The following is a 13,964-nucleotide window of genomic DNA, read 5'->3' as shown; positions in this document are numbered from 1 at the left end:
TTCTTATAATAATTAATTTAATATTTTAATTTTAAAAATATGATTAATAATCAGCTGGTTAAATTATTTAATGATTTTATTAAATATTAATGTGAATAGGGTGTTCTTATTTTGTTTTTAACTTGGCATAATACGCCAAGCTAATCGTTGCTTACCTGCATTATAAAAATTAGGGAATTATTATGTTGAAAACAGAAATGGCTCAGAAGCTTAATGAGCAGCTGAATTTGGAATTTTACTCTGCCAATCTTTATCTGCAGATGAGTGCCTGGTGCAGTGATAAAGGCTTCGAAGGTGCGGCAGCATTTTTAAAAGAGCATTCTCAAGAAGAGATGCAGCATATGCAGCGTTTATTTGAATACCTGAGCGGAACGGGCGCTATGCCGATATTGGGTACAATCAGTGCACCGCCGACAGGTTTCGCATCACTGGCTGATGTATTCAAACTGACTTATGAGCATGAGCAACTGATTACGACTCAAATTAATGAGCTTGCCCATGTCGCAATGACCACGCACGATTACTCTACATTCAACTTCCTGCAATGGTATGTGTCTGAACAGCATGAAGAAGAAAAACTGTTCAAATCAATTCTGGATAAACTGGCGCTGGTAGGTAACAGCGGCAATTCATTGTTCTTCGTCGATAAAGATCTGAAGGCCATGGCAGCACAGAGCCACGTTCAGGCTTAATTTTTTGGCTTGATTTGAACTCGCCGCAGTTTCTATCCACTGTTAGTGGAAATAGAAATTGCGGTTTTTTATTGTCTCTTCGCCATACTCGGCCCTCCCTTTTTCCTTAATTTTATTGTTTCGTGCTAACAACATATTGTTTAGCTATCGTTTCTCGACTTGCCATATTGAAATCGTTACCATTTGCGATAAAGCTAAAAAGCGCTAGCTGAGCTTAATTACCGCTCAACTATTGGTGATATTTCAATCGCCACTCATAATTTGGCGTTTTATTTTGTGCCCTACCTCACAGGTAGTGCAATTGACTGAAAGTGATAGGGGTTCGCGTTGCCAATATAGGATATGGTTGGTAGCAGACAGATTCTTCTCCCCATCGATTAAGGGATATTATGTTTATTCGCAAAGTACGTTCTTCCTGCTGCATGCTTTCGGCACTTATTGTGTTATTTGTTGGGCTTTCCAGCCAGCAAGCTTTAGCTCATGCTCACCTGAAAATTGAATCTCCTGCTGCCGATGCGACCATTGGTTCAGCGCCAGAAGCCGTGACACTGGGCTTCTCTGAAGGGATTGAATTGAATTTCAGTGGGGTGAAAGTGACTGGCCCAGATAACAATGTTGTCAAAACTGGCGAGCTTAAATTGGACCCGGTCAATAACACACAATTAATCTTGCCGATCGATAGCGCATTGAAAGCTGGGAAATACGATGTTTCATGGCATGTGGTGTCTGTTGATGGTCATAAAACCAAAGGCACTTACAGCTTCACTGTGAAATAATATGTCTCTGGCGACTCTATTCGTTCTGTGTCGCTTTCTGCATTTTTTGGCGGTGATGCTGATGTTTGGCATCAGTGTTTTCACCGCCTTATTAGCACCAGATCGCTTCTCTTCGACACTCAAAAACCGCTTATCGCCTCTCCTTATTTTCAGTACCTTCCTGGGGTTAGCCTCCGCTATCGGGCTTTTGGCTATCCAGGCTGGCTTGATGGGTGATGGTTGGGCTGATACCTACAAACTAAACGTATGGTGGGCGGTGTTGGGTACCCGTTTTGGTCAGATATGGCAATGGCATCTCGGTTTATCCATCTTGAGCATGTGGATAGCTTTGCTCAGCACAATCCGTGTTTACTATCGGCTGATGGTCGGTTGTTCAACATTGCTATTAGCAAGCCTGGCCTTTATCGGGCACGCGGCGATGCACGAGGGTGTACTGGGATGGATTCATCAGATCAATCAAGTTATACATCTGCTCAGTGCAGGTTATTGGATAGGATGTTTGCCCGCATTGCTGGTTTGCCTTGCATATACCCGCCATGGTGATGCTAAACGCGAAGCTATCACTACGTTAATTAGGTTTTCAAGTTGGGGCCATTTGGCAGTGGCATTGGTATTGGCCACCGGAATTATTAATAGCATTATTATACTGAGTGAGACTTCTTTAACACTGACATCTGTCTATCAGATGCTATTACTCAGTAAAGTAATATTGGTGCTGTTTATGATTGTGATTGCGGTGATTAACCGCTACCTAATTGTCCCTATGCTGCGAAAATTGCCAGCAAAAGCCCATTATTGGTTGGTTGTAAACAGCTGTGCTGAAATTATCCTTGGTGCAGCGGTACTCCTTTTGGTAAGCATTTTTGCGACGATGGCACCGATATAATGTGAAATTATACCTGACAGATAGTGCCAGTAAGCTTGCATCGACGCCTTGATATACGAGAAAATCAAGGCAATCAGTTAATTGAGGATAATTAAAATGAAAGATTTTGTACTGACACTATCGTTACTGATGTTATCGGTAAATGCTATTGCTGCAGGGAAGATAGTGACCGTCAGTAAGTTTGAGTTTGGCAAACAATGGGCATTTACTCGAGAAGAGGTGATGTTGGAGTGCCGTTCCGGTGGGGCTTTATTTGTGATAAACCCAAGCACATTAGTACAATATCCTCTCAATGATGTTGCGACTGAACAGATGAAAGCCGGGCATGTTCTGGCAAAACCGTTAGATATTTTATTATTGGATGACAGTGAGAAGCCGGGCCAAAAGATGAGTCTGGAGCCTTTCCAGCAGCGCGCCACGACCTTATGCCAAAACTAAACTCAACAATATTAGCGGACACAGATATTTGTCTTTATTTAACAGATAATTACTTTGTTTAGCATATAAGCGAGCTTTAATTGCTCAAATTAGTTTGCCACCGTGATTAATTACTTCTGTTGCTAAGTTGGCGAAACACATGTACTCGACTACTCTTAAAGAGTACGGCTGAACAAGCCTACGTTAATGCCAACTTTTAGCGCACGGCTCTCTCCCAAGAGCCATTTCCCTAGACCGAATATAGGAATCGTATTCGGTCTCTTTTTAACATGTTGATTTTAATGGTGTTTTTCTGATTCTCCCGAAATCCCCCGAAATTTCCCCGAAATCCTATACTCGGCCTAAATCTCAACCCACTCATTTTTACGTGAATCCAGGTATACATTCGTCATTTTCATCGATTTGTGTCCAAGCAATTTCTGTGCAAATTCCTTACCGTATTCCGCTTCATAAAGACGAGACGCCAAGCTGCGGATCTCGTGAAAGCTGGGAGGGGATATTTTATAAACCAGATCGGTAGCCTTCAATGCTTTAACAAATGCTTTGGTAAGCGAGTCTGCATTCAAAGCTCCCGGTTTTCTACCTGAACTTTTATTGGATGAGCTGATGAGATATTCACTTTTACTGTCATTCAGGCACTTTTCTATAATGTCGCCAACTGTAGCGTTCATTATTTCCAGCCGCAGGGATAGCGATATCGCTATCTGCATCTTGGTTTTACTCTGGACTATCCAAAGCTTGCCATCATGTACATCGCTTCTTTTTAATTGCCGCACATCGTCACGACGTTGGCCGGTAATCAGTGCCAGAGCCAGGCTAAGTTGAACCCAGTTCCGCTGTTGGCCGGCAGCCTCATAAATCTTGCAAAAGGCGGCATAGTCGAGCCGTTCCCGTTTAACTTTTGGTGATGGAGTGCGTGTTGCTTCCACTGGGTTGGTGCTAATTAAACCATCAGCTATTGCTTCGCGAAAAACATCAGATAAAACAGAACGTAGATTTACCGCCATCGAACTTTTACCATTATCGACATAGGCATTAATAAAATCAGCAATATGCTTGGTGGTCACTGTGTCGATCGGCATTTTTCCAAATTTTTGACTAATGTATCCAATCTGGAGAACGCGCATTTTCATGGTGTTCTCAGCCAGCTCACGACGCTTTAATAGCTCTGAATAGCGTTTAAGCCAGCGAGCCACAGTATTCACCTCGGCTTTAACCATGGCAACACTTGACGCATTTCTGCCAACCATACGAAAGCATATCAGCGGCCCGCTAGATATCATGATGAAGCAGGCCGCATTAGATGCAGCGATCACTTTTTGTCGTGAGTCATTGCTTTGCCGTGACGCGGTCACTTTTAATGATATTACTCCGGGCACGACTTATATCCTGACGGACAGTGAGCTGGTGAAATGCGTCAAGCGTCTACGGGTAGTAGACCTCACAAATCAGGTGAGTAATGCCAGTGCGCCGGGTGTCATGTTGACGGCAGGCATTGAATTTACTGTGAAGTCTGCCAATCAAATCAGTTTCAATCAGCCGTTGACCAAAGTGACCGTGGATTTTGCCATTGAACCCAAGCGTGGGGTGACTGAAGTGCCTGACGTTCTGGCAGACGATTACGCAGATGTGATCGCCATTGGCGCTCTTGAAGATTTATTTATTATGCCGGGCAAACCCTGGACGGATCCGCAACGCTCACAATACTTTGGCGCGCGTTTTGTTGATGGTTACCGCCGGGCATTCCGTGAGGCACTGGATAATTCCCCGATCACCGCTTTCAATAACCCCGTCCGCAAACACGAGTTCTTCTAATGATCACCATTGCCGAGATTATTGGGCGGGTTAACACCCAGCTCAAAGATACTGCATGGCTACGCTGGCCGTTGGCGGAGCTATGTGATTATTACAATGATGCTGTCCGGGCTGTCATTCTGGCGCGACCTGATGCCGGAGCCACCACTGAAGTGATGACTACTGACGTTGGGACTAAACAGACGTTGCCCGCCGGTGCGATCCGCTTAATCGAGATGATTCGTTTAGTAGATGGCAGGGCATTAAGGCCGGTACCGCGTGATGTGCTTGATAGCCAATATCCTGACTGGCATCAGATGACCGGTTCAATTGAGCGTTATACCTACAACGAATTGACACCCAAAGTGTATTACCTGTTTCCGGGCGCAGCTCAGCCTACGGGTATCGAGGTGGTGGTGGCCAGAGTTCCGGTGGCCGTTGCTATCAATGATCTGGCAGATAAAACACCGGTACCAATTGACGAGCTTTATGTGAATCCGTTGGTGGATTGGATGCTGTTTCGTTCGTTTAGCAAGGATGGTGACGCCGGGGCCAATCTCAATTTAGCCATGCAGCATTATCAGGCATTCAGCGATCAACTGGGGGTTAAACAGAACTCTGAGAGTTTCGCCCAGCAATTGAAAGAAGCGCAGTATCAGGGAGGTGGACAGTGAGTATAACAGTTTCCGGCATTATGATTAATCCGGTAGGTGAGCCGGTAGTCAATGCACAAATCACCCTCACCGCGATTGCTAACAGTCTCACTGTACTCAATACCTTTTCAGCCACGGTCAGAACCGACAATATTGGCGCATATCGTATCCAGTTAGAGGAGGGCAGTTACTCTATTACGGTGGCGGCCAATGGCCGTAGTTTTGTTTATGGGGCGGTTACGCTGGATAACACCACTGGCCCCAGCACTCTTAATCAGTTGCTTAAGCAGCAGATTATGGAGTCTGAGCTCACGCCTGATGTGATCCTGTACTTCCGCCAGATTCAACAACAGGTCTCGAATGATCTGGCAATTATTAAGATGTTAGAAAGCAGCGCCAGTACTTCGGCCATGAGTGCAGGCCATTCCCGCGATGAAGCCAAACAGTATGCGACTGATCTTGCAGCAGCGTTAGCAACAGCAAAAGGGTATCGTGACCAATCAGGCGTAAGCGCCAATGCTGCTACTCTCTCTCAGCAAAAAGCGGCAGCAAGTGAAACCAGTGCCAAAGCTAGCAAGGATTCAGCATCACTGTCAGAACAAAATGCGCTCTCCTACCGCAACTTAGCTCAATCAGCGGCAGCTACAGCCGCCAACGATGCATCGATACTCGCTGCCGAGCAAACCGCCGCAAAAATTACGCTGGCAGTGAAAACTGATGCGGATAGAGCTGTAGCTGCCCGTACTGCGAGTGAGCAGATAAAAGTTGCCGTAGATAGTTCTGCTCAGCAAGTCACTCAACAACTTAACGAAGCAACGCAAGCAGCTTCTGTTGCCAAAAGTAGTAAAGAAAGTGCTGCAACAAGTGAGAGGAATGCGCTGAATTCGGCTACTGCCGCAAACGACTCCAAGACTGCTTCAGTCGCGAGCGCTGAAACGGCGAGACAGAATGCGGTAACAACGACAGCGGACAAAGGGGCAGCAAAAGGGTTTAGAGATGAGGCGGAAGCTTTTGCTAAAGTGGCCAAAAGTTCTGCGGAAAGTATTGATATTCCGGCCTTAGAGCAGAAGATAAACAGTAAATTGCCACTGGCTGGCGGGACATTAACCGGGGGGCTGGTACTGCGTTATAGTGCATCTATTACTTTGACACCTATTGACGCCACTGCATACAACTGGATTCACTGGACGCAAGTTGATGGCTCGCCGGGCTGGCGTATGGGCCGCCTGGAAAACAACGGGCCGTTTTATCTCAGAGATTACAGCGATGGAGGGGTCACAGCACTAGCATTACAGAAAGGCCAGTATATCTGGACATCGGGTAATCTTGTCAGGACAACAAACGACGCAGACGTTACTCGCGGTAGTGTGCTATCAGCGGGTAATAGTGGGTTAGCGGGTAATGCGGTTTCAACTACTGATAATGCGTTCTTACACCCAGTAGGCACTATTGGCTTTACTACTAGCACTAATTGGGGGGGCGGCCCACCTACGGATGTCAGCGGATCATTACCGGCACACTGGGAAACACTTTCGATGGGTGTGAGCGGTACAGCTAATAACAATGGTTCGGTATCGGCGGGAAACAGAAAAGCGACAATTTCTATACAGACATATAATAGAGGTTCTGGATGGCCCCAAGTGTATGTAAAAGCGCAACACGACACAACGTTAAGCCCATCAGTGATGGTCTATCACACGAACAATACAACAGTAGATTCCAACGGTTTTTTGAAAAAAGCCTCGCCTGTTGTGAAGTTATACGGCGATGGTCGTTCTGAAACGAATTATGAGTCTGATGGGGCTATGTCTGAGCGCATTAGCGAGGGCGTCTATAAAATATCGGGAGTACTAGGTTTTAACTCAGATGATAGTTGGGGCGGGGTAGACGGGGGGATTGAAATACCCACCGACAAAAATAAACAGCCGCTTGTCTGGGTTGATTATGAGCTGGCAGAAGATGGTGACTTAATCATTAAGACATATCATCGCACACATCTGATTTCCCCTGAGTTTGCGCAGAATAACATCAAAGGTTATGAAAATGGCCAGCCAATAGATATCCCAGCAGGGCGTTTTGTTGATCTGCGTGTTCAGATGCCAGAAGTTGAAGAAATAGAGCCACCGACGACAAAAGCATAAAATACAAAACCGGGCTTAATTGCCCAGCCAATCCCCGGTGTTCTCGTCCATGAATTTAAGCCTTAAACTAATTATCAGCATTGTCTTATTTCTGTTAAGTACCCTCGATTTGCTTCATCAATTAAAGTAACCTTGCGTGATATTTATTTGTGAATGCTAGATAAAATCTATGGGAAGGAATCCATATGCTCAAAAGAGATGGTTTGCGATTATTGACTTCGGCTGAAATCAACTTAGCAATGGAGATTTACGGATACGCTATCCAGTACAGCCAAGTATGGGTTCATCACGGTAGTTATTTACCGCTCGGTATGCAGGAAAATAATACAGCAATGACTCCGAATGGAGAGATATGGTTTGAAACTAACGTTTATCGTGATGATTACTCAACGAGCCCTGTGGATTTCAAACATCTATTTATGCATGAAATGATGCATGTTTGGCAGTATCAAAGAGGGATGAATGTAAGGATGCGTGGATTGGTATCCTGGGCAGCGGATTACAGTTATGGCCTTACGAAAAATCACTTATCTCAATATTCGATGGAGCAGCAAGCATCTATCGTATCAGACTTTTGGTTACTAATAAGGCACGGGTTTAGTAACTACAAATGGATTATAAAATATAAAGATTACGATTCTTCTGAACCAGTGCGCGATTTGATTGCAAAATATAAAAAAGTGTTGAGGTCTTTCCCTATATGATTAGATTCATTTTGCTAATTTTATGTGTACTGCTCACTGGCTGCGTTGGAGATAGGTTAGAATTTCGCAATAAGGGTGATGCGTTAATCGATAAAAATTCTATATGTGTAAAAGCTAAATCTGGAGACGTTCTGACATACTACCTTTTAAGCTCATCTACTGACAATTATGAGAAGCCATTGGAAGTCGGGACGGGTGTAAACATGAAATATCCTAATATATGCATATTTACAGTTTTAAAAAATAATACCGATTATGATCTGATCTACGTTTTGAATGGTGGGAAATATAGAATTGAATTTTCTATTGATGGAAAAGGAGTAATATCAGAGGGGTATAGGGGGCTGCAATAACATACCCAGTGGGGAAAAAGAAACCGGGCTTAATTACCCGGTATCTGTAGGTGATGTTAGGTTATGTAACGTTTTCGCCGTCATGGATTTTATCTGCAATATAGTAAATGACATATGCGATGATAAATCCGACACAGGATAACGCGGCCTTAAAGTATCTAAATTCGGATTCAGACATGAATAAGAACCAGAGTATAGAGGCAATTGTTGCGAGTATGACAAAATCACAAATACCCGCAATTCCGCGCGATGCCAGCCGTCTAAGTAGCTTCATTAATACCTGACCCTCTCAAAGAAATACTTAGTAACTTCATCAAAGAGTTGACGATTTCGAGACCATAATGCGGTAGCGTCCTCAAATGGCCTAATCCGTCCTCTAAGCCGGGTAGCTATGCACCTTAAATTAAATAAATACCCCGTTGCTCTCTTATCAACAACGCGCTAAATTACTCAAAGATGCCAAGCCTCACTTTTTTAGTGGGGCTTTTTTTATGCCTGTCGGAAATCCTCCCCTATGTCAGCTATCGATATCACTACCATGCGTGGCGAAATGCCTCGGGCAGTGCCACATCTATTGCCAGAGCAAGCGGCGACTATTGCCAAAAATTGTCATTTTCGCCACGGCGTGATTACACCCATCATGGCTGATGTTGATGGTGGGAAAACATTTAAGTTGAAGCCAACGACCATCTTCCGTTATCGCGATGATTATTGGTTTGCCTGGACTGACTTGGTAGATGCCTTTATATTTATTTCGCTAGCCATTAAAAAGGAGCCGAAGCTCCTTTGAATAGTTTCACAAAATAGAACTTGCTCTATTTGCGAAATTTGTTAGCTGGAACTTCAAAGACGAATAAGCCACCGTCTTTCTTGTAAATTTTCTTCCCTTTCCGCGTAATGCAAGGAGTGAAGATAGTTACCATCCCAGTTTCTTCATTAAATGCGTATTTCATGAGTGTAGCCTCAGCACAAAGACGCCTTTACAGGATCTTGCAAACCTGACTACAATTACTTCGCCAAAAGAAAGTCGTTAGGTTTACAAGTGGAGCAGGATGGCGTCGTTTATCTCTGCATCCTGATTGTTTACCGGTTAAAGGCCAAGTGACACTGCAATGTTGCTTGGCCTTTTTCTTTGAAAACCACAAGATATGGTGTGATTCTCGCCGGATGAGAACAAGATAATGATAACTCTGAACTTTGGCAAGTGAACAACATCGGTAAGTTGTGTGGATAACTTGGGGGTGAAATGTTACGGATGCTCCGTGACCAGCGCCGTTACAGGGGGGAGTTAGTACCTACTCTAGGGGATAAGATTGTGATGAAAATCTTATATATATGATAGTTTGCTGGTTTATTGAGCACTCAAATGACTTGCTACGTATTTCCTCATACCCGTTAATAAAATTTCAGGGTGATGTTATCCTTTCATACCGCACAAATGCGGCCCCTCTCGCATCTACAAAAATGTTTGTCCTAATTTACCACTGGTTAATTGAACAGTAGAGAATGGCCCGATATAGTGCCCCCGCAGCGGCAAAATCTGCTGCCGGATTTGACAGTCCGGAATTCAATAGAGCGCACAACTGCACAGGCGGTTATTATGTGCGGGCACAGTTACACCTGTGAAAAAGCAATGGTGAACTGGGTGGGGGCATCGCAAGGTGCGCCGGGTTCTCTGTTGACCGGTCTGTCAACCCCGCCCAGTTCACCACCTATAAGAGATTGACAGCTCTTGGTGGTGATTTTAAAGCCATCAACTGAGAGGTTGTCATCATGGATTCGACGACTAGAGCCCCTTGCCTTATAGCTTTTCTTCACCTGCCAGCATCACTGGCCTCCACTCTCCGGTCGGAGGTGCGCCATGTACGATAACTCGCCCCGCGAAGTGGAAGACCTCATTGATCATTGCCGTGCGCTCATTTACGCCGTTGTCGTGCTTGAGAAGCCCGTTGCAAAAGAAATACTCAATCTCGTCCTATGGCAGCAAATAGACCTGCTACATCAAACTTATCATCAAGCTATCAGTGAGCCTCTCGAGGCCGAATAACCCCTAAATGCAAAAAGGCATCGTGAGATGCCTTTAAAGATTAAGAATCACTCCATCTCACTTCATTTGAGCACTTAACGTACTAATCTCTTGATAGTTAACAAGATATAGATGCTCATTTATAAGCTTACTTTTTTATGGTAACTAATTGTTTTAAATTAAAAACAATCTATAATAAGCATTGATTTACCTATGAGTGCTTAAAGGAGGCAATCATGATTTTGAAGCAAAAACTGTTGCGCTCCATCGCCAACCGGAAAGGTATTGTTGTACTGCGTTCGGAGCTGGAACACTTGGGTAGCAAATCGCAAGTTAGCAAGGCATTGTCTGAACTCGTTAAAGAGGGCGTATTAATTCGGGTTAGCCTTGGCGTGTATGCAAAAACTCGATTTAACCGATTTGCGGGGAAAAGGACGGTAGCCGCACCATTTGAAACTGTTGTGGAAGAAACGTTCAAAAAACTCAACGTGAAAGTCACTCAGGGCAAGGCCTTAGAGGATTATAACGCGGGAAGAACGACACAGATCCCAATGCAGCTCCAAGTCAGAACTCCAGGAAGGAAAATATCCAGAAACATCACTGTTTCGGGTAAAAATGTAAAATATGAAAAAACTTACGGATGAGCAAATTGCTGATATTCAGGATGCGGAAGCTGCGGGCCTGCTAAATGGCCTGCCAGCATTTGTCGCTGAAAAAGATGTGCATGTAACAGATGCATTACGTGTATTAGCTAACTTGAATGTAGTGCATGAGGCACAGTTAAAAGGATTTGACCCTAGAAGTAAAAAATTACCTGTTGAGCCAGTAAATATAGAGCTTCCTGTCCGATTAGTGTTTGCTGGCGGTACTTGCTTATCGAAAGCTTATAATTTGATTAGTCGGATGTCAGAAGATATTGATATAAAAGTCATTCTTCCAGAGGTTCCGAACACCTATAAATTAAAAAATGAATGCTCATCTGATAAAGCAAGACTGAAAGATATTCATAAAAAACTGACAACAAAGCTAGAAGAACTAGGTTTCTACCTTACTGATAAAGAAGGTGAAAACCCTGAAATTAATGATAGGCACCGTCATTATAATGTTGATTTAAGCTATCAAGGGAATTTCAGTAGCGGTGTTTCTAACCCTCTGCGTAGCTGTATAAAAGTAGAATTAATAAATCGCCCCATTAATTTATCTACTGAGAAGTTAAAGATTAATTATCTTTATCAACAATTAGTAAATGGTAAAAGCTACCCTGATTTTGATATCGAATGTATCAACATATCCGAGACTCTTGCCGAAAAGGTCTTATCTCTTCTAAGACGATTTGCAATGTATTGTGCTGGCGTGAAGCAAGCCGAATTTGATGAGGCGCTAGTACGGCATATTTATGATGTATGGCGCATATACACAATAAAACCCAAAGCGATTAATGCTGCTGCTAGTATGTTCGGGCACTCAGTAAAAACTGATATGGAAGAATATTCACAGCAATTTCAGGCATTCGTTGATGACCCGTATAGTGTCCTGAGTAAAAGTCTTGATGTTATAAAAAATACTAAAGATGGGCAGGGTAAATGGTTGAACCATTTATACATAACGAGGCTTAGCCCACTGGTTTATTCGCAGGAACCACACTCCTATGAAGAGGCGTTGGCAAGTTTTGTCGAGGTAGCTAACCACTTACTCCGGGCCTTAGCTGAAAAGTGAATATATAGATGTTCACTAGGCGGCTATCAGACGAATTAATTGGAAATACACTCAGAAAAACATTCATCAGCCATAGGGTTATGGTATCAACATGAAGTAATAGCGTGTCGAAAAATACCTTAAAAATGTACCTGAAAGTTATCCTCTTACGGGCCAGCAGCAGCGGCCCGTTTCAATTCCGCACCCTGGGCTGCCAGATAAAGCCGCCATGCGTCAGGAAAGTGAAGGCTACCGCAAAGAGCTGCTGGATATTGGTAAAGATGAAAGTAAGCAATTAGCCGCGCTGAATAAAGACGGTGCCATGATGGATGAGAAGCAACTGGCCGCTGCAAAACAGGAAATAAAAAGCAGCTCTGAGCAACGCCGCCAGCAAGCTTCTGAACTCTATGGTGTTGGTGGGGGCCGTGGTTCTCAGAATCAATCCGGCATTGACCCGGTTGAATTGGAGGCATTTGCCGGGGAGTACCAAAAAGAATTTGGTGAAGCCCCTGATCTGAACAACCCACAGGATCAGCAGGTATTTATGGCATGGAAGCAAAAGCGGCAGCAACCACAGCAAATGACAGAACCATCTCAGAGTGCGCAACCTGGCTCTACTCAGGGTGGCCCCGTTCCTGATAGTAATACAGCCCAACAGTTAAGGGAGATTCAAAGAGTGTACCAGAAGAGATAAATAATTTTAGAGTAAAACTAATTGAATAAACGACGGTTGCATAGTACTGTGTATACATACAGTTATTGGTGTGTACTGATGAAATAACCAGTAAGCAAATGTAAATAAGAAGAGCTACTATATGAAAAATATGAGTTTTATTTATGGTTCATTTAATTACTGATGTTTATTAATCTAACTACACAGAGATAAATGATGAAAGAAGATTCTGATAATCAAGATGTTACGTGTCCGGAGTGTGGAGCTAAGAAATCTACAAAAGATGAAAAATGTATTTCATGCAATTATGATCCAACACTTGTGGCTAGTAGTGCAAGTTATCAAGCGAAATTTGCTGTAACAGCTCAGTTATTTAGGTCTGCTGGAAGTGTGATTCTTGAGCATAAATTAGGTTCTGATTGGAATCTTGGAAACAATGCAGCACTAGATTTCTTGATAAGAGTTGAACGAAAGTTTACAAGAAAAAGTAAACACCATGGTTTTTTAGAAAAAGACACACTACCTAATGCAATTCCTCAAATATTGAAGAATTATATATTGGGGAAGATTGCATTTAGAGCTCTTGTTGAAAATACGATGGTTAAAATGCGCATGGAAGCGAATAGTGACCGACAAGGTAAACCTTCTGGTGGTGAGGTTGTTTTTATTCATTATGTAACTGCTGAAGATTTACATGGCTTTGGCCGCTTGCTTGTAATTATGGTTGATAATAAAAGCGTTTTTGATTTTGATGAAAACTTAGTACCTAAGAAATTAAACTCAGTAGATATTGAAGCATTAAGACAAGCTGCGATGATTGATCTTAGTTTATTTAACGTAGCCTACCCTACAAATGATAGTGAACCATATGTGAAGTTTATAGTAGGTAAGTCGCGAAGTGAATTTTTTAAACGCTCTTTAGGTTGCAATCCTAAAATAGATAATAAAAGAAGTATTGACGAAGTATTTAAAGCATTAACTAGTTTCTCTAGAGATATGAAATTAAGTATCCCTGAAGAAGATGGAATTCGAGATCATTTAAAAAACTATGTAGATAAAAAAGCAAAAGACAAAGTAAGTAAAGCAATTACATTACAAGATATAGAAAGAGAGATTGATAGATTCTTTTGTGA

At 43.1% G+C, this 13,964-nt stretch carries 15 protein-coding genes and 1 pseudogene; 15 read left to right on the top strand and 1 reads right to left on the bottom strand.

What is annotated here, in order from left to right; translation table 11 throughout:
• Nucleotides 1-182 precede the first annotated feature (182 nt).
• The 4 genes from ftnA (at nucleotide 183) to FTA91_RS05850 (ending at nucleotide 2,792) form a co-directional block, all read left to right on the top strand.
• A complete protein-coding gene (gene ftnA, locus FTA91_RS05865; protein WP_050116307.1) occupies nucleotides 183-692 on the top strand; it encodes a non-heme ferritin in 510 nt (169 codons plus the stop codon).
• A gap of 389 nt (nucleotides 693-1,081) precedes the next feature.
• On the top strand, nucleotides 1,082-1,468 hold the full coding sequence (gene yobA / locus FTA91_RS05860; RefSeq protein ID WP_050116308.1) for a CopC domain-containing protein YobA: 387 nt from the start codon (nucleotides 1,082-1,084) through the stop codon (nucleotides 1,466-1,468).
• Nucleotide 1,469: 1 nt separating this feature from the next.
• Complete coding sequence (gene copD, locus FTA91_RS05855) at nucleotides 1,470-2,354, top strand: copper homeostasis membrane protein CopD (protein WP_050116309.1); 885 nt, start codon at nucleotides 1,470-1,472, stop codon at nucleotides 2,352-2,354.
• Nucleotides 2,355-2,450: 96 nt separating this feature from the next.
• Entirely contained in the window at nucleotides 2,451-2,792 is a 342-nt protein-coding gene (locus FTA91_RS05850; RefSeq protein ID WP_050116310.1) for a YebY family protein, read from the top strand.
• Nucleotides 2,793-3,133: 341 nt separating this feature from the next.
• Here the strand turns inward: FTA91_RS05850 and FTA91_RS05845 are convergent, their stop codons facing one another.
• Nucleotides 3,134-4,012, bottom strand: coding sequence for a tyrosine-type recombinase/integrase (locus FTA91_RS05845; RefSeq protein WP_222423181.1), 879 nt, complete (start codon nucleotides 4,010-4,012; stop codon nucleotides 3,134-3,136).
• On the opposite strand from FTA91_RS05845, the gene FTA91_RS05840 reads away from it, so the two are divergent.
• The 11 genes and pseudogenes from FTA91_RS05840 to FTA91_RS05790 form a co-directional block, all read left to right on the top strand.
• Nucleotides 4,011-4,607, top strand: a complete 597-nt coding sequence (locus tag FTA91_RS05840; protein ID WP_145583051.1) for a hypothetical protein — start codon at nucleotides 4,011-4,013, stop codon at nucleotides 4,605-4,607. The two genes, FTA91_RS05845 and FTA91_RS05840, sit on opposite strands and share 2 nt — an antisense overlap.
• Complete coding sequence (locus tag FTA91_RS05835) at nucleotides 4,607-5,260, top strand: phage adaptor protein (protein ID WP_145583049.1); 654 nt, start codon at nucleotides 4,607-4,609, stop codon at nucleotides 5,258-5,260. Before FTA91_RS05840 ends, FTA91_RS05835 begins: the two co-directional genes overlap by 1 nt.
• On the top strand, nucleotides 5,257-7,380 hold the full coding sequence (locus FTA91_RS05830; protein ID WP_145583047.1) for a phage tail fiber protein: 2,124 nt from the start codon (nucleotides 5,257-5,259) through the stop codon (nucleotides 7,378-7,380). The genes FTA91_RS05835 and FTA91_RS05830 overlap by 4 nt, the downstream gene beginning before the upstream one ends.
• Before the next feature lie 185 nt (nucleotides 7,381-7,565).
• Nucleotides 7,566-8,084: a type IV secretion protein Rhs gene (locus FTA91_RS05825; protein ID WP_145583045.1), complete on the top strand. Its 519-nt coding sequence runs from the start codon at nucleotides 7,566-7,568 to the stop codon at nucleotides 8,082-8,084.
• Nucleotides 8,081-8,437, top strand: coding sequence for a putative T6SS immunity periplasmic lipoprotein (locus tag FTA91_RS20545; RefSeq protein WP_413081216.1), 357 nt, complete (start codon nucleotides 8,081-8,083; stop codon nucleotides 8,435-8,437). The genes FTA91_RS05825 and FTA91_RS20545 overlap by 4 nt, the downstream gene beginning before the upstream one ends.
• 514 nt (nucleotides 8,438-8,951) lie before the next feature.
• Nucleotides 8,952-9,176, top strand: a pseudogene (locus tag FTA91_RS05820) (hypothetical protein); the annotation flags it as partial.
• A 1,122-nt stretch (nucleotides 9,177-10,298) separates the two neighbouring features.
• The gene (locus FTA91_RS05810; protein ID WP_145583043.1) at nucleotides 10,299-10,484 is read left to right on the top strand and encodes a hypothetical protein; all 186 of its coding nucleotides are present in this window, start codon (nucleotides 10,299-10,301) and stop codon (nucleotides 10,482-10,484) included.
• Nucleotides 10,485-10,699: 215 nt separating this feature from the next.
• Nucleotides 10,700-11,107, top strand: coding sequence for a DUF6088 family protein (locus tag FTA91_RS05805; RefSeq protein ID WP_005158289.1), 408 nt, complete (start codon nucleotides 10,700-10,702; stop codon nucleotides 11,105-11,107).
• On the top strand, nucleotides 11,088-12,179 hold the full coding sequence (locus FTA91_RS05800; RefSeq protein ID WP_005174982.1) for a nucleotidyl transferase AbiEii/AbiGii toxin family protein: 1,092 nt from the start codon (nucleotides 11,088-11,090) through the stop codon (nucleotides 12,177-12,179). The genes FTA91_RS05805 and FTA91_RS05800 overlap by 20 nt, the downstream gene beginning before the upstream one ends.
• A 208-nt stretch (nucleotides 12,180-12,387) precedes the next feature.
• Nucleotides 12,388-12,852, top strand: a complete 465-nt coding sequence (locus FTA91_RS05795; protein WP_235896826.1) for a hypothetical protein — start codon at nucleotides 12,388-12,390, stop codon at nucleotides 12,850-12,852.
• Nucleotides 12,853-13,044: 192 nt separating this feature from the next.
• Nucleotides 13,045-13,964, top strand: a 920-nt coding sequence (locus tag FTA91_RS05790; protein ID WP_145583041.1) for a nucleoid-associated protein, incomplete at its 3' end; no start/stop codon positions are given.

This window comes from Yersinia thracica (assembly GCF_902170565.1).
Taxonomy (GTDB): Bacteria; Pseudomonadota; Gammaproteobacteria; order Enterobacterales; family Enterobacteriaceae; genus Yersinia; species Yersinia thracica.
The sequence above is the reverse complement of the archived record's forward strand: the minus strand, read 5'-3'. Positions and strand labels throughout refer to the sequence as shown.